Below are 20,084 nucleotides of genomic sequence, written 5' to 3'. Positions count from 1 at the left end.
CGCGGCGGCCTCAGCCGCCGCTGCGGTGCGAGCGGAAGACCAGGTAGCGCGCCGAGAGAAAGTTGGCGCCCATGCCCGCGAGGCTGCCCAGCGCCACGCCGAGCGCGGCGGCCCAGCGGCCTTCCACCCAGTGCAGCGTGAGCACGTAGGTGCCGTAGTTCAGCACGGCGCCGGCCAGCATGGTCGTGAGGTAGCCCAGGTATTCGCGCCAGACCGAACGCCCCGTGGCCGCGCTCGCCGCGAAGGTGTAGCGGCGGTTGTAGAGCCAGGTGGTGGTGGCGGCGGCCAGGAACGACACGACGCGTGCGCCGTACCACCCCAGGAGCGGTGCCAGCAGGTAGAGCACCGTCACGTCCACCGCGAGTCCGATCACGCCGGCCACGGCGAACGAGAGGAACTCGCGCCCGATCTTCATGACGGCATCAGCGTGCGCGCAGGCTCTCGCGCACGCAGGGCTGCGCCAGGTAGCGCAGCCGCTTGGCCTCCTGCCGGCCGAGCGTGACGGTGTGCATCACCACGCCGCAGACGAAGGACAGCAGCGCCGCCAGCATCGCGCCGGTGGCGAGCACGGCCGTGGGCAGCCGCGGCACCAGGCCGGTGTGGGCGTAGGTCATGAACAGCGGCACGGCCAGCGCCAGCGAGCCGATCGCGAGCACGGCCGCGACGATCGAGAAGAACTGCAGCGGCCGCTCGCTGACGAACAGCTTGCCGATGGTCTTCAGGATGCGCCAGCCGTCGCGGTAGGTCGAGAGCTTGCTGTGCGAGCCTTCGGGGCGCGTGCTGTAGGCGGTGGCTTCCTCGGCGTAGGGCATGCGCAGCTCGAGTGCGTGCACGGTCAGCTCGGTCTCGATCTCGAAGCCCTGCGACAGGGCCGGGAACGACTTGGCATAGCGACGCGAGAACACGCGGTAGCCCGAGAGCATGTCGGTGAGGCCGCCGCCGAAGAGCTGCGCCACGGTGCCCGTGAGCAGCCAGTTGCCGAAGCGGTGGCCGGCGCGGTAGGTGAGCGCGTCCTGGCCGTCGTCCACGCGGCTGCCGACCACCATGTCGAGGTTGCCCTCGACCAGCCGCGCGATAAGGCGCGGCGCGGCGGTGGTGTCGTAGGTGGCGTCGCCGTCGACCATCACGTAGATATCGGCCTCGACGTCGGCGAACATGCGCCGCACCACGTTGCCCTTGCCGCGCGCGGCCACGTGCGTGACGATCGCGCCGGCCGCACGGGCCACGGCGGCGGTGTCGTCGGTGGAGTTGTTGTCGAAGACGTGGATCTCGGCGCCCGGCAGTGCCGCGCGGAAGCCTTCGATCACCTGCGTGATGGCCAGGGCCTCGTTGAAGCAGGGAATGACGGCGGCAATGCGTGGCATGGCGGACACGGGAGCAGGTCGGTGGTCGGTCATGGAGCGGTCGTCGGAAGGAGTCGGTAGGCCCGGCTGCCGTCTTGTTCGTGCAGCAGGCCATAGTACGTGTCGAAGTCGGGCCGCACGCTGAGCACTTTCACCATCTCGGGCGACATGACGACGGTGGTGAAGCCCTCGGCGGCCAGCTTGCGCGCCGTGTCGCCGGCCGACATCAGCAGGTAGTCGCGGTAGCGCCAGCGCCCGAGCGTGTCGCCCCAGATCGGATTGGGGCCGTAGTAGATCGCCTCGTTCAGCGCGATCTGGTAGACGCGCCCCGTCACATTGCGGCGCACATAGTCCATCACGCCGTAGCCCGGCACGTGCTTGCGCAGGAAGGCCTCGCGCGCCTCGGGCGTGAGCGAGATCATCGACACCTTGGTGGCCGTCTGGCCCACCGACACGGCGGCCAGCACGGCCAGCAGCAGCACCACGATCCAGTCGCCGACACCGGCGCCGCTGCGCGGGCCGGTGGATGTTTCAGCCTGGGTTCCGCGCAGGCGGTGCACGCCGGCCGCGATCCAGCCGAACAGCACCTGCCAGCCCACGGCCGCCGTCATCGCGAGCAGCGGGAACGAGGCCATGAGGTAGCGCGGGTAGCGCGAGGTCACGACCCACACGGCCACCGAGTACAGGCAGAACCAGCCCGCCGCGCGCACGGCGGCGGAGCGCTTCCACCACACGCTGAAGGGCGCGAGGAACACCGACCAGATCAGCGCGTTGGGCATCTCGGCGTGGTCGCGCACGTCGGCCACCTGCTGCACATAGTCGGCCGGCACCCATTCGGTGAAGCCGAACACGCGCGCGCCGATCGGGTTGAAGGGGTCGCCCGTCATGATCGCGTTGCGCGCGTACCAGTAGATGCACGGAATCAGGAAGCACAGCAGCGCGGGCGCCCAGGCCCGCCACACGCGGCGCTCGTGGCGCACCACGAACAGCGCCACCAGCGGCAGGAAGATCAGCGCCTGGTACTTGGAGCCCGCCGCCACGCCGAGGCAGAACGCCGCCAGGCAGAGCCAGCGCGAGCCGTCGCGCAGCGGTTCGGATTCGCGCCACCACCACAGCGCCACGCAGGCCGACAGCACGAACAGCGCGACGCCCATGTCGATCAGCGCGTTGGCGTAGTCGCCCATGCCCAGCCAGATGGCCGCACCGATGCAGGCGGTGAGCCGGTTGGCGTGCAGGATGCCCAGGCGGAAGATCATCAGCACCGACAGCGCGCCCGCCAGCGCGTTGAGAAAGTGCGGCAGCACGTCGTCGCCCACCTGCAGCGCGGCGGCGTACAGCAGGTTGTAGTTGTACGGGAACCAGGGGTAGCGCAGCCAGTCGTGGATGCCCAGCGTGCCCTGCTGCGCCACGAGGCGTGCGTAGGGCAGGTGGTACATCAGCTCGTCGAAGGCGGCCGGCGGCGCGAGCGGCGCCACCAGCGCGGGCAGCGCGACCAGCGCCAGCGCGATGGCGGCGATGCGTTCGAAGCGGGTCCACGGCGGTGTGGCCGGCGCGGCGGCGCGCAGCCCGCGCACCTCGGCGCGCCAGCCGCGCCACTGCCACGCGGCGGCCACGACGCCCGCGCCGATCAGCCCGAGCGTGGCCTCGCGGCGGAAGAGCCCGAAGATGGCCAGCGCCTGGAAGGCACAGATGTAAAGGCCGACACCGAGCGCGGCCGACATGGCCGCCTCGAGCCAGGCGTCGCGGCGCGACGGTGGGCGCAGGCGCGCGAGCACCGCGCGGCCGGCACCCCAGCAGGCAATCACGAAGATCGCGAACTGGGCGTAGTGCGCGGCGGCAAAGATCAGCTTCTGAATATCAACTCCCGTGGCCGGTCACTCCGGTCGCGCCGACCGGCCGGCAGGTTCAAAGGTTCGGCGCCAGCAGGCGCTCGAGCTCCGCTTCGCTCGTGCGGCGCCGCGCGGCCTGGTCCTGCAACTGGTCGTGCCCGATCTTGCCGACGTTGAAGTACGTCGCATCGGGGTGCCCGAGGTAGAAGCCGCTCACGCTGGCGGCGGGCATCATAGCGAGGCTCTCCGTCAGGGTCATGCCAATGTCCGCGCAGTTCAGAAGGTCGAACATCGGGCCCTTCACGCTGTGGTCGGGGCAGGCCGGGTAGCCGGGCGCGGGGCGGATGCCGCGGTACTTCTCGGCAATCATGTCGTCGTTGCTCAGGCCCTCGTGGGGTGCGTAGCCCCACAGGTCGGTGCGCACGCGGTGGTGCATGGCCTCGGCAAAAGCCTCGGCCAGCCGGTCGGCCAGGGCCTTGAGCATGATGGCCGAGTAGTCGTCGAGGTCGTCGATGAAGAACTTCTCTTTCTTCTCGACGCCCAGGCCAGCGGTGACGGCGAACACGCCGACGTAGTCCTTCACACCGCTGTCCTTGGGGGCGACGAAGTCGGCCAGGCAGCGGCTGGGGCGCATCACGCCGTCGATCATCTGCTTCTCGGTCTGCTGGCGCATGCCGTACCAGGTGAGCGCGACTTCGCTGCGCGTCTCGTCGGTATAGAGCTCGATGTCGTCGTCGTTCACGGTGTTGGCGGGCCAGAAGCCGACCACGCCGCTGGCGCTGAGCCAGCGCCCTTCGATGAGGCGCTTGAGCATGCGCTGGCCGTCGGCGTACACGCGCACGGCCTCGGTGCCGACGATCTCGTCCTTCAGGATGGCGGGGAACGGGCCGGCCAGGTCCCAGGTCTGGAAGAACGGGCCCCAGTCGATGTACTTGGCCAGCTCGGTGAGGTCGAAGTTCTTGAACACGCGCCGGCCGATGAACTTGGGCACGGTGGGCACGAAGTTCGCGAAGTCGACGGGCGTCTTGTTGGCGCGCGCCTTGGCCAGCGGCCACATCGGCACCTGCTTCTTGTTGGCGTGCTGCGTGCGCACCTTCTCGTAGTCGGCGTTGATCTCGTCGATGTACGCGGTGGCCTGGTCCGAGAGCAGGCTCTGCGCCACGCTCACGCTGCGCGAGGCATCGGGCACGTAGACCACGGGGCCTTCGTAGTGCGGCGCGATCTTCACGGCCGTGTGCACGCGGCTGGTGGTGGCGCCGCCGATGAGCAGCGGGATCTTCTTGATGCGGAAGTGGTCGTCGCGCTGCATTTCGCCGGCCACGTACTGCATTTCTTCCAGGCTGGGCGTGATCAGGCCCGACAGGCCCACGATGTCTGCGCCCTCGACCTTGGCCTTGGCCAGGATTTCGTGGCACGGGACCATCACGCCCATGTTCACCACTTCGAAGTTGTTGCACTGGAGCACGACGGTGACGATGTTCTTGCCGATGTCGTGCACGTCGCCCTTCACCGTGGCGATGATGATCTTGCCCTTGGTGCGCACGTCGCGGCCGGCGGCCTCGTCGCGCAGCTTTTCGGCTTCGATGTAGGGCAGCAGGTGGGCCACGGCCGACTTCATGACGCGTGCCGACTTGACCACCTGCGGCAGGAACATCTTGCCGGCGCCGAACAGGTCGCCCACGATGTTCATGCCGTCCATGAGCGGGCCTTCGATCACGTGCAGCGGGCGGCCGCCCTTGGCCAGGATCTGCTGGTAGGCCTCTTCGGTGTCTTCGACGATGAAGTCGGTGATGCCGTGCACCATGGCGTGCGACAGGCGCTGGTTGACGTGCACCGGCTGCTCCGGCGTGCCGCGCCACTCGAGGCGCTTGCTTTCGTCCTTGGCACCGCTCTTGGCGGTCTCGGCCACTTCGACCAGGCGCTCGCCGGCGTCGGGACGGCGGTTGAGCACCACGTCTTCGACGCGCTCACGCAGCGTGGGCTCCAGGTCGTCGTACACGCCGACCATGCCGGCGTTGACGATGCCCATGTCCATGCCCGCCTGGATGGCGTGGTACAGGAACACGGTGTGGATGGCTTCGCGCATCGGGTCGTTGCCGCGGAAGCTGAAGCTCACGTTGCTCACGCCGCCCGACACCTTGGCGCCCGGCAGGTTCTGCTTGATCCAGCGCACGGCTTCGATGAAGTCGACCGCGTAGTTGTCGTGCTCCTCGATGCCGGTGGCGATCGCGAAGATGTTCGGGTCGAAGATGATGTCCTCGGGCGGAAAGCCCACCTCGTCGACCAGCACGCGGTAGGCGCGCTCGCAGATCTCGATCTTGCGTGCGTAGGTGTCGGCCTGGCCCTTCTCGTCGAAGGCCATGACCACGGCGGCGGCGCCGTAGCGCTTGACCAGCTTGGCCTCGTGCTTGAATTTGTCGACGCCCTCCTTCATGGAGATCGAGTTGACGATGCCCTTGCCCTGGATGCAGCGCAGGCCGGCCTCGATGACGTCCCACTTCGAGCTGTCGACCATCACCGGCACGCGTGCGATGTCGGGCTCGCTGGCAATGAGGTTCAGGAAGCGGACCATGGCGACCTTGCTGTCGAGCATGGCCTCGTCCATGTTGATGTCGATCACCTGCGCGCCGTTCTCGACCTGCTGGCGCGCGACGGCCAGGGCGTCCTCGAACTGGCCGTTGAGGATCATGCGCGCGAAGGCCTTGGAGCCGGTGACGTTGGTGCGCTCGCCGATGTTGACGAACAGCGTGCCCTCGCCGATGGCGACCGGTTCGAGGCCGGACAGCTTCATGGGAGGGGGAGCAACGGGAGCGGAAACGGATGCGGGAATCTGGGACATGGCCTCACCTGCGGAAGAGTCGAACAGGCGAGCGTCGTTGTCGCCCCAAGCCTGACGATTCGCCTCTGTGGCGAACCGCTGCAACGCTCCTTGGGAAGTCGCGCATTTTAGGTCGATTCGATTGCGCCCTGGGAAAACCCCAGTTTTCATTCCTGCACGGGTCAACAGAATGCGCCCACCGTTTCTGAACGAACGTTCGTGTTTTTAACCAAACGTAAGGGAGTTCGCCGATGGCCAGGAAGTGGAATGTCCGGTTGCAGCATGCAGCCACCCCGATGCGCGCCGTGGCCTTGAGCTGCGGCCTCCTGGCCGCTGCGGCCCTCGCGGTTCATGCGCCACCGGCGCGTGCCGCCGCCGGCGACAGCGCCACGCGCGTCGAGGCCCGCGTCACCTCCGACACGGCGAAGACGAAGTACCCGATCGTGCTGGTCCACGGCCTGCTGGGCTTCGACAACCTGCTGGGCGTCGACTACTTCTACGACATCCCCGGCAGGCTGGCCGCGGCGGGCGCCAAGGTGTACGTGGCACAGGTGTCGGGCACCAACACCTCCGAGATCCGCGGCGAGCAGCTGCTGCAGGAGCTCAAGACCATCCGCGCGCTGGAGCAGAACCCCACGCTCAAGTTCAACCTCATCGGCCATTCGCAGGGCTCGCCCACGGTGCGCTACGTGGCGGCGGTGGCGCCCGACATGGTGGCCTCGGTCACCTCGGTGGGCGGCGCCAACGGCGGCTCGAAGGTGGCCGATCTGCTGGCCAAGCTGCCCGAAGGCGGCATCGGCCAGACCCTGGTGGTGAAGGCCGTCGGCCTGCTGACGGGGCTGATCGGGTTCCTCTCGGGCAAGGACCCGAGCCAGCTGCCCGAGGTGCCGCTGAACGCGCTGGCCTCGCTGACCACGGCGGGCGGCGCGGCCTTCGACGCCAAGTTCCCGCAGGGGCGCCCCGCGCCGGGCTCGTCGTGCGACGTGAAGAGCGGCGCGGCGGTGGCCAACGGCGTGCGCTACTACTCGTGGTCGGGCGTGTCGACCAGCTTCAACCTGTTCGACCCGAGCGACACGGCGCTGTCGACCCTGGGCAGCCTGTTCTTCTTCGGTGAGGCCAACGACGGCCTGCTCGCGGTCTGCACCACGCGCCTGGGCACCCACCTGGGCGACTACCGCCAGAACCACCTGGACGAGGTGAACCAGGCCTTCGGCAACACCTACGGCAGCCAGTTCCCGTACTACGAGAAGAAGCCGCCGGAGCTGTTCAGGGAACAGGCCGCGCGACTCAAGAGCGCGGGGCTCTGAGGACGCGGCGCATGCGCGGTGTGGCCTTGACCATCGGCGCCGTCGCGCTGGTGGCCGCGGGGACCGGCTGGCTGGCGCTCGGCCCCGGGGCGGTCGATGCGCCTCAGGCCGCCGCGCCCCGCCCCACGGCGGCGGTCGCGGTGCCCGGCGCGCCCCCGCCGGTGCCGCAAGCTGCGGCGGCCCCCGACGCCCTGCTCACCAGCGACCTCATCACCCTCTTCGACCAGGTGCTCGCCGAAGCGCAGGCCGACAGCAAGGCCACGCTGATGGCCCGCGCGCCCGCCCTGCTCGCCCAGCGCCTGCGCGAAGACTGGCGCGTGCGCGCACTGGGCCTGCTGGAGCGCTACGTCGACATGCAGGAGGCCCTGCGCACCCTGCAGCCGCCCGTGCCCGGCGACCCGGCCTTTTTGCGTCGCAGCCTGGAGGCGCGCGAGGCGGTGCGCCGGCAGTTCTTCGCGCCCGAGGAAATCGAAGGCCTGTTCGGCGACCAGATCCGGCAGGACCGGTTCATGGCCGAGAAGATGGAGTTGCTGTCCAACCCCGACCTCACGCCCGAACAGCGTGCCGCGGCGCTGGCGCAGAGCGAGCAGGCCTGGCTGTCGCCCGCGCAGCGCGAGGTGCGCAAGGAGGCGGTGGCCCATCTGGACGTGATGCGCCAGACCGAGGCGCTGCAGGCGCGCGGCGCCAGCCCCCAGGAGCGCTTTGCCGCGCGCAGCGAGACCTACGGCTACGAGGTGGCGCGCGGCCTGGCCACGCTCGACCAGGAAACCCAGGAATGGAATGCGCGGCTCGACCGCTACGCCAGCGCGCCCGAGGCCGAGCGGGCCCAGCTGCGCGAGACGCTCTTCAACGAGAACGAGCGCCTGCGCCTGAGCGGTGCCCTGGCGATGCGCTCGTCCGCTGCGCTCAAGCCGGCGCGATAAATCCGTTAAGTAAGCGCAGGCTTACGCAGGCTGCGCTTCACCCATGGCCGAGGCCGGCAGGCCGAACACGCGGTCGAAGGCCCAGTTGAAGACGAAGGTGTAGACCAGGAAGAACACCACCAGGCCCAGGTCCATCACCAGCGCCTGCCAGAGCGACACGCCCAGGCCCCAGGCCAGCATCGGCACCAGGAAGGCGATCAGGCCGCCCTCGAAGCCGATGGCGTGGGCGATGCGGCGCTTCAGGCTGCGCCCGCGCACCGCCTGGCGCGACTCCCAGCGCTCGAACAGGGCGTTGAACGTCAGGTTCCAGATCACCGCGATCACCGAGGCGCCCACGGCCAGCAGGCCCGAGTGGCCGAGCCCCGCGTCCGACATCAGGGCCAGGCCGGCGCTGGCCGCCACGATGGCGATGCCCTCGTAGAGGGAGATGTAAACGATCCGACGCTGAAGGCCCTGCATGACTGTTTCTCTGTGTGTTTGACTGCGATGGAGGGACTTTATTTGCTTTTAGTTGATATAAAAAGTTAACTTGTTTCAGTTTTATTGATAGATCGGGACGCCATGGCTTTCTCCAGCGACAACGTCGAGGTCTTCCTGGCCGTGATCGACCACGGCTCGTTCTCGGCCGCCGCGCGGGCGCTGCGCAAGGTGCCGTCGGCCGTGAGCATGGCCATTGCGAACCTCGAGGCCGAGCTGGCGCTGCCACTGTTCGACCGCAGCGGCCGCGAGCCCCAGCCCACGTCGGCCGCGCGCTCGCTCGAGCCGCAGGCGCGGCTGCTCGCGGCCCAGCTGCGGCAGTTGCAGGTGCAGGCGCTGGCGCTCACGCAGGGGCTGGAAGACCGGCTCACGCTGGCCATCGCGCCCGAGCTGCTGGCCGCGCCCTGGAGCGGGCCGCTGGCCGCGCTGGCCGACGACTACCCGCTGCTGCAGGTCGAGGTGCTGGCCGCGCCGCAGGCCGATGCGCTGGCGCTGCTGCACAGCGGCCGGGCGCAGCTGGCGCTGGTGTTCGAGCGCCCCAGCCTCGACGGCCGCGAGGGCTTCCAGGAGGTGGGCAGCGACACCATGGTGGCCGTGATGGCGCCCGAGCACCCCGTGCTGCGCGCGGCGGCCGGCGGGCGCCTGCGCGAGGAGCACCTGACCAACACGCGCCAGATCGTGGTGGCGGGGCGCGACCTCGCCACCAGCGACCCGCGCTTCGTGTTCGCGCGGCATGTCTGGCGCACCGACAACGCGCTGGCCGCGCTGAGCCTGATCACCGCCGGGCTGGGCTGGGGCTGGCTGCCGCGCAACTTCGCGCGCCCGCACGTGGCGGCGGGCGCGCTGGTCGAGATCCCGTTCGAGAACCTCAGCAACGGGCTGGACCTGTGGGTGGACGTGGTGTGGTCGCGCGAACGGCCGCTGGGCCTGGGCGCGCAGCGCTTCGTGGCGCTGATCGCGCGCGACCGTCAGGCGGCGGCCGGCATCGGGACGCCGGCCGTGTGAGCTGGGTCAATTCTTTCCGTGGCCGTGGCCGTGCCCGCCTCCACCGCCGTGCCCGCCTCCACCGCCGTGCCCACCGCCCCCGCCGTGCGGACGCCCTCCTCCACCCCCGCCGCCCCCACCGGGCCGGCCTCCGCCCGGGTGCGGATGCGACACGCCCGGCGGCGGCCCGGGCCGGAAGCCCGGCTGCGGGCGCGGCGGACGGAACCCCGGGTCGACGGGCGGCCGGATGCCAGGCCCGTGCGGAGGACGGACCCCAGGTCCGTGGGGCGGACGCACGCCAGGCCCCGGCGGCCAGGGCCTCGGCTGCCAGCCCGGGTGCACGGGCGGCGGCGGGCGCCAGCCTGCGATCGGCGGCGGGGGCCGCTGGCCCCACCAGCGCCGGTCGCCGTACCAGGGGCGGTCGCGGTAGTAGTCGGCCCAGTAGCTGCCGATCACGAAGCTCACGATCGGCACGCCGATGACCGCGCCGTAGGTGGCCAGCGGCACGCGCTGCTGCTGGTAGGCGTAGTCGAGGTTCCTGGCCCAGACCCAGCCGCGCCCGCCGTCGGGCAGCACCACGTCGCACCAGCCATAGCCGCTGGTGCAGCCGACCACGTCGACCGGCTGCCCCGGCCCGAGCCGTGCCACCAGCGGGTAGTCGCCCGAGGGCCCGGCGCGCATATTGACCGCGCCGCGCGTGAAAGCCTGCTGCGCCGCCGCCGCGAACGGCAGCAGCAAGACGAACGCGCCCAAGGCAGCGCGGCGCAAGAAGGATGTGGCGTTCATGGGGGGCTCCTGTGCGCCCCAGCGTAGGCGTGGGGCGGGGAGCCGTCAATCAGCCGAAGGCGCGCGTGGCGCCCGGCGTCAGGCGGCTTCTTTGTAGAAGCCGTTGCTGTTGAGTGCACGCCCCTTCGCAGGCGCCACCGCCGCGCCGATCGCCGCGATGTGGTCCGGCGTGGTGCCGCAGCAGCCGCCCACGATGTTCACCAGCCCCTCGGCCGCGAACTCGTGCAGCAGGCGCGAGGTGACGTCGGGCGTCTCGTCGAAGCCGGTGTCGCTCATCGGGTTGGGCAGGCCGGCGTTCGGGTAGCAGCTGATGTAGGTGTCGCCCGCCACGCGCGCCAGCTCCTGGATGTAGGGGCGCATCAGCGTTGCGCCCAGCGCGCAGTTCAGGCCGATGGCCAGCGGCTGTGCATGGCGCACGCTGTGCCAGAAGGCGGTGACGGTCTGGCCGCTGAGGATGCGGCCCGAGGCATCGGTCACCGTGCCGCTGATGATCAGCGGCAGGCGCTGGCCGCTGTTGTCGAAGTACTCGTCCACCGCGAACAGCGCGGCCTTGGCGTTGAGCGTGTCGAAGATGGTCTCGACCAGGATCACGTCGGCGCCGCCCTCGACCAGCGCTTCGGTCTGCTCGTAGTACGCCGCGCGCAGCGATTCGAAATCGACATTGCGTGCGCCCGGGTCGTTCACGTCGGGGCTGATGCTGGCCGTCTTGGGCGTCGGGCCGAGGGCGCCGGCCACGAAGCGCGGCTTGTCGGGCGTGCTGTACTTGTCGCAGGCCGCGCGCGCCAGCTTGGCCGATTCGAGGTTCATCTCGCGCGCCAGGTGGGCCATCTTGTAGTCCTCCTGCGCGATGGTGGTGGCGCCGAAGGTGTTGGTCTCGATGAGGTCGGCGCCGGCCGCGAGGTAGGCCTCGTGGATGTCGGTGATGACGTCGGGGCGCGTGAGCGACAGCAGCTCGTTGTTGCCCTTCACGTCGCGCTCGAAGTCCTTGAAGCGCTCGCCGCGGTATTGCTCCTCGGTGAGCTTGAAGCGCTGGATCATCGTGCCCATCGCGCCGTCGAGGATGGCAATGCGGTTGGCCAGGATGCCCGGCAGCGCCTGGCCGCGGGTATAGATGAGGGGCTTGGTCATGTCCGCGATTGTAAAAACCCCGGTCTGGCCCGGTCCTCAGGCGGGTCTTGGCGACCCGCCCCGGCGTCAGCCTTGCCCGCCCGCGATCTCCGCCAGCGCCTGCACGAAGCGCGCGTTGTCCGCGTCGGTGCCCACCGACACGCGGATGAAGGTCTCGAAGCCCGGCTCTTTCCAGGGCTTGACGATGATCCCGCGCGCCAGCAGCGCCTCGTTGACCGGCGCGTTGGGCCGCCCGAGGTCGACGAACAGGAAGTTGGCCGCCGACGGCGCGATGCGCAGGCCCGGCCAGACCGACCCGGCCAGGGCGCGAAGCTGCGCCGCCAGCGCCTCGCGCTGTTGCACGGTGCGCGCCACCGCCTGCGCCATGAAGGCCTCGTCGCCCCAGGCCGCCAGCGCCGCGGCCTGCGCCGCAAGGTTCACGTTGAAGGGCGTGCGCACGCGGTCGAGCAGCTGCACCAGCGCCGCGTCGGACGCCATGCCGTAGCCCACGCGCAGGCCGGCCAGGCCCCAGGCCTTGGAGAAGGTGCGCAGCACGATCCACGGGGCGCGGCCTTCGCCGGCCGCCTGCCAGGCGCGCAGCAGGGCGAGCACGTCGGGGTAACCGGGCGCCAGCCGTGCATATTCGTAGTAGGCCTCGTCCACCACCAGCAGCGTGCCCGCGGGCACCGCCGCGAGCAGGCGCGCGAAGTCGCCGGCATCGAACATGCAGCCGACCGGGTTCGAGGGGTTGGCCAGCATCACCACCTTGGGCCCGCGCGCGAGCGCCGCGCACCAGGCGTCGACGTCGAAGCCGAGTTCCGGCGTGAGCGTCAGCAGCTCGACCTGCGCGCCCATCATGCGCGGGTAGATCTCGTGCAGGCCGAAGGCCGGGCGCTGCGTGAGCACGCGGTCGCCCGGCGACAGCAGCGCCTGGCACAGCATCTGCAGGATGTCCTCGGAGCCGTTGCCGATCACCACCTCGCCGGGCAGCGCACCGGTGCGCTGCGCGATGGCGGCACGCAGCGCCGTGGAGTTGGCGTCGGGGTAGGTGCCCGCGCGCGCCGCCAGGTCGACCAGCGCCCGCGCCACCGCGGGGCTGGGGCCGTACGGGTTCTCGTTGCTCGCCAGCCGCGCGATCTCGCTGACGCCGTAGCGCGCGCGCACGGCGTCCGAGGACAGCCCCGCGTTGTAGGGCGGCAGCGGCGGCACCTCGGGGCGCGCGAACGCGTGGATGGCGGCGCTCACCGGGCACCGCCTTCGACGAAGGCCAGCACCGCTTCCAGCATGCGGCGCACGTGCGGCTTCACGCCCGCAGCCACGTCGGGCAGGTAGTCGAAGGGCAGCGCTTCCTGCATGTAGCTCGACTGGGTCATCTCCAGCTGCACCGCGTGCACGCCGCCGGCCGGGTTGCCGTACTGGCGCGTGATGTGGCCGCCCTTGAAGCGGCCGTTGAGCACGCCGGTGTAGCCCGGCGCCGATTCGGCGATGCCGCGCAGCGTGGCGGCCAGTGCGGGGTCGCAGCTCTTGCCGTCGGCGGTGCCCAGGTTCAGGTCGGGCAGCTTGCCTTCGAAGAAGCGCGGCAGCACGGAGCGGATCGAGTGCGCGTCCCACAGCGCGACGGTGCCGTGCGCGGCCGTGAGGCGATCGAGCTCGGCCTGCAGCTGCTGGTGGTACGGGCGCCAGACGGCCTCGCGCCGTTCGGCAACTTCTTCGTCGGACGGGTGGTCTTCGGGCTTCGCATAGACCGGCGTGTCGTCGAAGGTGTCGACCGGGCACAGGCCGGTGACGCTCTGGCCCGGATAGAGGCTCGCGCCGTCCGGCGGACGGTTCAGGTCGACCACATAGCGCGAGTGCGTGGCCACCAGCACCGAGGCGCCGAGTGCGTCGGCAAAGTCGTAGAGCTGTTCGAGGTGCCAGTCGGTGTCGGGCACGTGGCGCGCCTCGTCGGTGAAGCGCGCGGCCAGCGCGGGCGGCACGTGCGTGCCGACATGCGGCATCGAGATCAGCAGCGGGCGCGTGCCCTGGCGAAAGCGGAACGCCGGTTCGGTGGTGGTGAAGGCCATGGGAATTCAGTCCTTGAGGAGTTGGGTGCGCGCGGCAACGAAGGCGGCTGCGGCATCGCCATGCAGCGCGTGGCGCCCGGCCGTGACGCGCGGGCGGCCCGCCACCCAGACCGCGTCGACGGCCGAGGTGCGGTGGCTCGCGAACACATGGGCCGAGAGCATGTCAGGCGCCGACAGGCCCTGCAGCGCGAGGTGATGGGCATCGAGCACGACGAAGTCGGCCTGCTGCCCCGCGGCCAGCCCGCCGACCGCACGGCCCGCCGCCTGCGCCCCGCCCTGCACGGCTTCGAGCGTGAGCGCGGTGGCCACGTGCGGCTGCGCCGCGCTGGCGCCGACGTTGCGCTGGCGCCGGCCCAGGCGCTGGCTGTATTCGAGCATCAGCAGCTCTTCGGCCGCGTTGACGCTGGCATGGCTGTCGGAGCCCACGCCCCAGGCGCCGCCGTGGCTGCGCCAGCGCGCGAAGTCGAAGATGCCGTCGCCCAGGTTGGCCTCGGTGGTCGGGCACAGGCCCGCGACCGCGCCGCTCTGGGCGGCGTATTCGTATTCGGCGTCGTTCATGTGCGTGGCGTGCACGAGGCACCAGCGCGCATCGACGGCCGCGTGGTCGAGCAGCCATTCGACCGGGCGCAGGCCGCTCCACTCCACGCAGTCGTCCACTTCCTTCGTCTGCTCGGCGATGTGGATGTGGACCGGCGCGGTGCGGTCGATGGCGTCCAGGCCGGCGAGCGCCTCGCGCAGCGCCTCGGGCGGCACGGCGCGCAGCGAATGCGGCGCCAGGCCCAGGCGCGCGCCCTGCGCGTCGCAGTCGGGCTTGAGCGTGTCGAGCAGGCTCAGCATCGATTCGGTCGAGCGGATGAAGCGACGCTGCCCCTCGGTGGGCGGCTGGTCGCCGAAGCCGCTGGTCTGGTAGAGCACGGGCAGCAGCGTGAAGCCGATGCCGGTGTTCTGCGCGGCGCGCAGCAGCGCACGGCTCAGCGCCGCGTCGTCGGCGTAGGGGCGCCCGTCGGTGTCGTGGTGCACGTACTGGAACTCGCACACGCTGGTGTAGCCCGCCTCGAGCATCTCGGCGTAGAGCCAGGTGGCGATGGCCTCCATGTGCTGCGGGCCGAGGCGCGCGGCAAAGCGGTACATCAGCGTGCGCCAGCTCCAGAAGCTGTCCTGCTGTTCGGCGCGGTGCTCGGTGAGTCCGGCGAAGGCGCGCTGGAAGGCGTGCGAATGCAGGTTGGGCATGCCGGGGATCACCGGGCCGGTCGCCACCTGCGCGCCCGCGGGCGGTTGCGCGCTGGCCTGCACCTGCGTGAGCTGGCCGGCGTCGTTCCACGACAGCAGGACGTTCTTCGTCCAGCCTGCGGGCAGCAGCGCATCGGCTGCGAAAAGCGTGTGTGTCATTCGGTGGCTCCGATGGCGATGCGTCCCTGGCGCACCACGGCGCGCACCGGCTGCTGGCCGAACCAGTAGGCCAGCTCGGCGGCGTCGTGCAGGTTCCAGAGCACGAAGTTGGCGGGCATGCCGGGCGCGATGGCGCCGTGCGTGTCCTGCAGGCCGAGCGCGCGCGCGGCGTGCACGGTGACGCCGGCCAGCGCCTCGGGCACGGTGAGGCGGAACAGCGTGCAGGCCATGTTGACCATCAGCAGCAGGCTCAGCGTCGGCGAGGTGCCGGGGTTGTGGTCGGTCGAGACGGCCATCGGCACGCCCGCGGCGCGCAGCGCGTCGATGGGCGGCAGGTGCGTGTCGCGCAGCGTGTAGTAGGCGCCCGGCAGCAGCACGGCCACGGTGCCCGACTGGCGCATGGCCGCGATGCCGTCGGCCGACAGGTGCTCGATGTGGTCGCACGACAGCGCGCCGTAGCGCGCGGCCAGCGCCGCGCCGCCCATGTCCGAGAGCTGCTCGGCATGCAGCTTCACGGGCAGGCCCAATGCCTTGGCGGCTTGGAAGACCTGCTCGGTTTCCGCGAGCGAGAAGGCGATGCGCTCGCAGAACACGTCGACCGCATCGACCAGCCCTTCGGCCGCGAGCGCGGGCAGCATCTCGTGGCAGACGAGGTCGATGTAGTCGCCGCTGCGGCCGGCGTATTCGGGCGGCAGCGCGTGCGCGCCGAGGAAGGTGGTGCGCACGGTGACGCCGTAGGCCTGGCCCAGGCGCCGCGCCACGCGCAGCTGCTTGCGCTCGTGCTCGAGCGCCAGGCCGTAGCCCGACTTGATCTCGATGGCGCACACGCCGTCGGCCAGCAGCCGCTCGAGGCGCGCGGCGGCCTGGGCGAAGAGCGTGTCCTCGTCGGCCTCGCGCGTGGCGCGCACCGACGAGACGATGCCGCCGCCGGCCTTGGCCACCTCTTCGTAGGTGGCGCCCGCGAGCCGCATCGCGAACTCGTTGGCGCGCTGGCCGCCATAGACCAGGTGCGTGTGGCAGTCGACGAGACCGGGCGTGACGAGCGCGCCGCCGCCGTCGTGCGGCGCGAGCCCCGCGAACTCGGCCGGCAGGTCGGCGCGCGCGCCGACCCAGCGGACCGTGCCCTGTGCGACCACGAGGGCGGCTTCGGCGTCGGGCGCCAAGGTCAGGCCGGGCGCCGCACCGGGCGCCAGGCGCAGGCCGGTCCACAGGCCGTCGGCCGAGGGGAATTCGCTGGGGGGTGTCATCGTCATCTCCTTTTTCTGTGGCTACTCAGGCCGGCACGAAGCGCACGGCCACCAGCCGCGCGCCGTCGCTCGCCGGTGCGGCCTGCCATGCCTGCGCGGCGTCGGTCCAGCACAGGCCGTCGCCGTCACCCAGGGCTTCGCCGTCATTCAAGCGCCACTCGCCGCGCAAGGCCAGCAGCACGCCGTGCGGCGCGGGCGCGATGTCGGCGGCGCGTTCCAGCACCTGCACCTCGGCGCGCCACTGGCCGCCGCGCGCCATCACGTTGAAGTCGTTCGAGGCGCCGCCGAGCAGCGTGCAGTCGATCGGGTCGTCGCCCGAAAAGGCGAAGGGCTGGTGCGGCACGTCGAGCCGGTGCGACAGGCGGCCGTCGTGCGTGAAGAGGCGCACGCCGTCGCCTTCGAGCAGCATGATCTGGCGGTCGATGCCCGGGAACACCGAGAACGGGCCCGGCGACGCGATGGTGGCGATGCTCACGCGCCAGCCGAAGCTGTCGAGCCCCGCGCCTGGCGGCCAGTTGGCGATTTCCTGCGTGGTGCCGCCGCCGTTCTTCCAGGGTGTGGCGCGCAGGGTCGCGCGCGAAAAACGCTGCACGCTCATCGCATCAACCCGCCCTGGCGCAGCTTCTGTTCGAAATGCCGCAGGATCAGGGTCATGGTGCCCGTGAGCATGAAGTACACGAGCGCGATGGCCAGGTACACCTCGAGCGAGCGGTACGACACGCTGATGATCTTCTGGCCTTCGTGCATCACGTCATGGATGGTCAGGAGCGACACCAGCGCCGAGTTCTTGATCAGCGCGATGAACTCGTTGCCCAGCGGCGGAATCATGCGCACCACGGCCTGCGGCAACACGATCTGGCGCATGGCCACGCCGGGCGTCATGCCCAGCGACTGCGCGGCCATGGTCTGGCCCTTGTCGATCGACTGGATCGCACCGCGCACGATCTCCGACACGTAGGCGCCCGAGTACACGCCGAGCCCCAGCACGCCGCACACGAAGGCGGGCAGCAGGATGCCGAAGTGCGGCAGGCCGAAGAACAGGATGAACAGCTGCACCAGCAGCGGCGTGCCGCGAATCGCCGCCACGTAGGCGGTGCACACGCCGTAGATCCAGCGCCGCTTCGGGTTCAGCCGGCCGATGCCGACCAAGAGGCCCAGCACGCAACCCAGGGCCAGCGCGCAGGCGGTGATCTCCACCGTGACCAGCGCGCCGCGCAGCAGGTCGGGCCAGCCCTGCCAGACGGGCGAGAAATCGAAGTCCATGGCGCGCTTACTTGGCGGTGGCGCTGAACCACTTCTTCACGATGGCGGCGTAGGTGCCGTCGGCCTTGAGCTTCTCGATCGCGCCGTTCACGGCCTTGGTGAGCTCGGGCGTGTCCTTGCGGATGGCCATGCCGTATTCCTCGGTGGTGATCTGCTCGTCGAGCACCTTCAGGCCGCCGCGCGTGCGCACGTACTGGAAGGCGGCGGGCTTGCCGGTGACGGCGGCGTCGGCGCGGCCGATGTCCACGAGGTTGAACATCTCCTGGTTCTTCTCGACCTCCATCAGCTGCACCTGCGGGAATTTCTCCTTGGTGTAGGCCACCGACTTGGTGCCCACCTGCACGCTGACCTTCTTGCCGTTGATGTCGGCCGGCTTCTTGATGGTCGTGTTGTTGTCCTTCACCATGACCACGAGGCCGCCGGCGTAGTACGGCACGGTGAAGTCGACGACCTTCTTGCGCTCGTCGGTGATGTAGATGCCCGACACGGCCATGTCGAAGCGCTTCGAAATGAGGCCCGGCACGAGGCCCTTGAAGTCGATGTCGATCCACTCGATCTTGCGGCCCAGCGTCTTGCCGATGGCCTCGACCAGTTCCACGTCGAAGCCGGTGCGCTTGCCGTTTTCCACGAACTCCATCGGCGGGAAGGTGGCGTCGGTGGCCACGCGCAGCGGCTCGCCCTGGGCTTGCGCGGCGCCAGCGAAACCGAAGAAGGCGAGGCCCGACAGGGCGGCGGCGACGAGGGTGCGACGGGTGTTCATGGGAGGGCTTTCGTGGAGGTGAGGGAGGGAGAAAGAAATAGAAAAGCGGCGACTACTGCAGTGCGCGCGAGATGCGGGCCGCCGTGACGACGGTCATGTGGACCAATGCAGCTTCCATGCCTTCGACGCGCGTGAGTGGCGCCATCAGCGTGATCGCCCCGCGCAGGCGCCGGCCCGCGGCCAGCACCGGCGCGCTCGCGCCCCACACGCCGGCATCGACCTCGCCGTGGGTCACGGCATGGCCGGCGGCGCGGATGGCGTCGAGTTCGGCGGCGCGCTCGGCACGGCGTTCGGGGCCTTCGTCGAGCCCGTCGAGCAGCAGGTCGCGCGCGTCGTCGGGTGCGTGGGCCAGCAGGCACTTGGCGCTGGCGCCGTCGCGCGCGGGCACGCTGCGCCCGCGGTCGAAGGAGCAGCGCAGCGACTGCTCGCTGTCGATCATCTCCAGGCACACGACGCGCTCGTTCACCAGGGTGACGAGCGCCACGCTCTCGTGGCTTTGCTGCGCCAGCACGCGCATGTCGGCGCGCGCGGCCATCACGAGGTCGGAGTTGCCGTCGAAGCCGCTGGCCAGCTGCACGCTGACGGGTCCCGGCGAGTAGCGGCCCTCGGACTCCATCACGAAGCCCCAGCGGCGCAAGGTGGCGACCTGGCGGTACAGCGTGCTCTGCGACAGGCCGGTGGCCTGCACCAGCTCGGCCGCCGTCATCGCCGCCTTGCTTTGCGCCAGCACCGACAGCACGAACAGCGCGCGGTCGTTGTGGGCGGGAGCGTCAAGGGGGGTCGTCATCGGGGGCAATCGCTGGGCGGTCGAAAGTGGATGCGGCGTGCAGTATCTTGCTCGCCGTTCTCACGACCAAGCCCGAATTCCCACGCGATGGGAATGAGCGCGTTTTTTCTTTCTACCTTCGTCTTACCAAGCGGGTCGGACTCAGCGCACCAGCAGCGGAAAGAGCGGATCGTCCATCGGCGCGCCGGCCGGCAGGCGCTCGGCCAGGCCCGGGAAATCGGGCGAGGTCTTCCAGCTGCGCGGGGCGTGGCGGATGTCGTCGCCCAGGAAGCGCACCGAGAACACGCGGCGCCGGTTCGGCCCCTCGACGCCGGCCGCCGCATGCAGCGTGAGCATGTGGAAGCAGACGAAGTCGCCGGGCTCGATGTCCCAGCCGACGATGGGAAAGCGCTCGCGCGCGCCCTCGATGTCGGGCAGGTCGTCGAGGCTGCCTTCGGGGAACCACTTGGCGTGGTTGTCCATGAAAGTGCGCGGCATGAGCCACGGCCCCTTGTGGGAGCCGGCCACGAACTCGAGCGTGGCGGCACGCGACACCGGGTCGACCGGAATCCACATGCTGACGTTCTGCATGCCCTCGATGTTGTAGTAGGGCTGGTCCTGGTGCCACGGCGTGCGCTGGCGCGTGCCGGGTTCCTTCACGAGCAGGTGGTCGTGGTACAGGCGCACGGTGTCCGAGCCCATGAGCCGCTGCGCGAGGGGCGCCAGCGGCGCCTGGCGGATGAAGCGGCCGAAGGCGTCGATCTCCTGCCAGTTGCAGAAGTCCTCGAAGAAGCGGCCCGGGTCGTCGGGCCGGCTCGCGACCTTGGCGCGCGGGCTGGGCGCCGCCAGGTTCGCCTCGATGCCGTCACGCAGCAGCGCGAGCTCGTCGGCCGTGAGCAGTTGGCGGATGCAGACCGCGCCGTCGCGCTGGAACTGCGCCACCAGCGCGTCGTCCACGCGTTCGCGCACGCGGCGCTGCAGGTCGGAAGCATCGAGGGTCATCGTCGGGTCTCCTTCTTTGT

At 70.4% G+C, this 20,084-nt stretch carries 19 protein-coding genes and 1 riboswitch; of the genes, 3 read left to right on the top strand and 16 right to left on the bottom strand.

Annotated elements, in window-relative coordinates:
- Positions 1–10: 10 nt before the first annotated feature.
- From AC3WQM_RS24460 to metH, 4 genes are all read right to left on the bottom strand, one after another.
- On the bottom strand, positions 11–415 hold the full coding sequence (locus tag AC3WQM_RS24460) for a GtrA family protein (protein WP_492682355.1): 405 nt from the start codon (positions 413–415) through the stop codon (positions 11–13).
- Between the two features lie 7 nt (positions 416–422).
- A complete protein-coding gene (locus AC3WQM_RS24455; protein WP_492682639.1) occupies positions 423–1,364 on the bottom strand; it encodes a glycosyltransferase family 2 protein in 942 nt (313 codons plus the stop codon).
- A gap of 29 nt (positions 1,365–1,393) precedes the next feature.
- Positions 1,394–3,187 (bottom strand): ArnT family glycosyltransferase, encoded by a 1,794-nt coding sequence (locus AC3WQM_RS24450; RefSeq protein ID WP_492682637.1) that lies wholly within the window; start codon positions 3,185–3,187, stop codon positions 1,394–1,396.
- 61 nt (positions 3,188–3,248) lie between these two features.
- Positions 3,249–6,011 (bottom strand): methionine synthase, encoded by a 2,763-nt coding sequence (metH, locus tag AC3WQM_RS24445; RefSeq protein ID WP_492682353.1) that lies wholly within the window; start codon positions 6,009–6,011, stop codon positions 3,249–3,251.
- A 22-nt stretch (positions 6,012–6,033) separates the two neighbouring features.
- A riboswitch (S-adenosyl-L-homocysteine riboswitch) is annotated at positions 6,034–6,109 on the bottom strand.
- A gap of 132 nt (positions 6,110–6,241) precedes the next feature.
- Here metH and AC3WQM_RS24440 point away from each other — a divergent pair.
- Both AC3WQM_RS24440 and AC3WQM_RS24435 read left to right on the top strand, forming a co-directional pair.
- Positions 6,242–7,297, top strand: coding sequence for an esterase/lipase family protein (locus tag AC3WQM_RS24440; protein WP_235926910.1), 1,056 nt, complete (start codon positions 6,242–6,244; stop codon positions 7,295–7,297).
- A gap of 11 nt (positions 7,298–7,308) precedes the next feature.
- The gene (locus AC3WQM_RS24435; protein ID WP_492682351.1) at positions 7,309–8,220 is read left to right on the top strand and encodes a lipase secretion chaperone; all 912 of its coding nucleotides are present in this window, start codon (positions 7,309–7,311) and stop codon (positions 8,218–8,220) included.
- A 21-nt stretch (positions 8,221–8,241) separates the two neighbouring features.
- Here the strand turns inward: AC3WQM_RS24435 and AC3WQM_RS24430 are convergent, their stop codons facing one another.
- Positions 8,242–8,679 carry a PACE efflux transporter gene (locus AC3WQM_RS24430; protein WP_062473998.1) on the bottom strand — a complete coding sequence of 146 codons (438 nt, stop codon included), beginning with the start codon at positions 8,677–8,679 and terminating at the stop codon, positions 8,242–8,244.
- A gap of 102 nt (positions 8,680–8,781) precedes the next feature.
- Between AC3WQM_RS24430 and AC3WQM_RS24425 the strand changes: the two genes are divergently transcribed.
- Positions 8,782–9,702 carry a LysR family transcriptional regulator gene (locus AC3WQM_RS24425; protein WP_062474000.1) on the top strand — a complete coding sequence of 307 codons (921 nt, stop codon included), beginning with the start codon at positions 8,782–8,784 and terminating at the stop codon, positions 9,700–9,702.
- Positions 9,703–9,708: 6 nt separating this feature from the next.
- Here AC3WQM_RS24425 and AC3WQM_RS24420 read toward each other — a convergent pair whose 3' ends face one another.
- The 11 genes from AC3WQM_RS24420 to AC3WQM_RS24370 form a co-directional block, all read right to left on the bottom strand.
- Positions 9,709–10,467, bottom strand: coding sequence for an SH3 domain-containing protein (locus AC3WQM_RS24420; RefSeq protein WP_492682349.1), 759 nt, complete (start codon positions 10,465–10,467; stop codon positions 9,709–9,711).
- A gap of 78 nt (positions 10,468–10,545) precedes the next feature.
- On the bottom strand, positions 10,546–11,595 hold the full coding sequence (locus tag AC3WQM_RS24415) for a homocysteine S-methyltransferase family protein (RefSeq protein WP_492682347.1): 1,050 nt from the start codon (positions 11,593–11,595) through the stop codon (positions 10,546–10,548).
- Between the two features lie 66 nt (positions 11,596–11,661).
- A complete protein-coding gene (locus AC3WQM_RS24410) occupies positions 11,662–12,819 on the bottom strand; it encodes a histidinol-phosphate transaminase (RefSeq protein ID WP_492682345.1) in 1,158 nt (385 codons plus the stop codon).
- Positions 12,816–13,637 carry an N-formylglutamate deformylase gene (gene hutG, locus AC3WQM_RS24405; RefSeq protein ID WP_062482294.1) on the bottom strand — a complete coding sequence of 274 codons (822 nt, stop codon included), beginning with the start codon at positions 13,635–13,637 and terminating at the stop codon, positions 12,816–12,818. The genes AC3WQM_RS24410 and hutG overlap by 4 nt, the downstream gene beginning before the upstream one ends.
- 6 nt (positions 13,638–13,643) lie before the next feature.
- Positions 13,644–15,026, bottom strand: coding sequence for a formimidoylglutamate deiminase (locus tag AC3WQM_RS24400; RefSeq protein ID WP_492682343.1), 1,383 nt, complete (start codon positions 15,024–15,026; stop codon positions 13,644–13,646).
- On the bottom strand, positions 15,023–16,279 hold the full coding sequence (hutI, locus tag AC3WQM_RS24395; protein WP_492682341.1) for an imidazolonepropionase: 1,257 nt from the start codon (positions 16,277–16,279) through the stop codon (positions 15,023–15,025). The genes AC3WQM_RS24400 and hutI overlap by 4 nt, the downstream gene beginning before the upstream one ends.
- Before the next feature lie 19 nt (positions 16,280–16,298).
- On the bottom strand, positions 16,299–16,871 hold the full coding sequence (locus AC3WQM_RS24390) for a HutD/Ves family protein (RefSeq protein ID WP_492682339.1): 573 nt from the start codon (positions 16,869–16,871) through the stop codon (positions 16,299–16,301).
- The gene (locus AC3WQM_RS24385) at positions 16,868–17,536 is read right to left on the bottom strand and encodes an amino acid ABC transporter permease (RefSeq protein ID WP_062482282.1); all 669 of its coding nucleotides are present in this window, start codon (positions 17,534–17,536) and stop codon (positions 16,868–16,870) included. Before AC3WQM_RS24385 ends, AC3WQM_RS24390 begins: the two co-directional genes overlap by 4 nt.
- 7 nt (positions 17,537–17,543) lie before the next feature.
- The gene (locus AC3WQM_RS24380; protein WP_487848898.1) at positions 17,544–18,296 is read right to left on the bottom strand and encodes a transporter substrate-binding domain-containing protein; all 753 of its coding nucleotides are present in this window, start codon (positions 18,294–18,296) and stop codon (positions 17,544–17,546) included.
- Between the two features lie 52 nt (positions 18,297–18,348).
- The gene (locus tag AC3WQM_RS24375) at positions 18,349–19,083 is read right to left on the bottom strand and encodes an IclR family transcriptional regulator (RefSeq protein ID WP_095951039.1); all 735 of its coding nucleotides are present in this window, start codon (positions 19,081–19,083) and stop codon (positions 18,349–18,351) included.
- A gap of 141 nt (positions 19,084–19,224) precedes the next feature.
- The gene (locus tag AC3WQM_RS24370; RefSeq protein ID WP_307589766.1) at positions 19,225–20,064 is read right to left on the bottom strand and encodes a phytanoyl-CoA dioxygenase family protein; all 840 of its coding nucleotides are present in this window, start codon (positions 20,062–20,064) and stop codon (positions 19,225–19,227) included.
- Positions 20,065–20,084: the final 20 nt, after the last annotated feature.

The sequence above is a fragment of the Variovorax sp. FW301-JW7 genome (genome assembly GCF_058788795.1).
The sequence above is the reverse complement of the archived record's forward strand: the minus strand, read 5'-3'. Positions and strand labels throughout refer to the sequence as shown.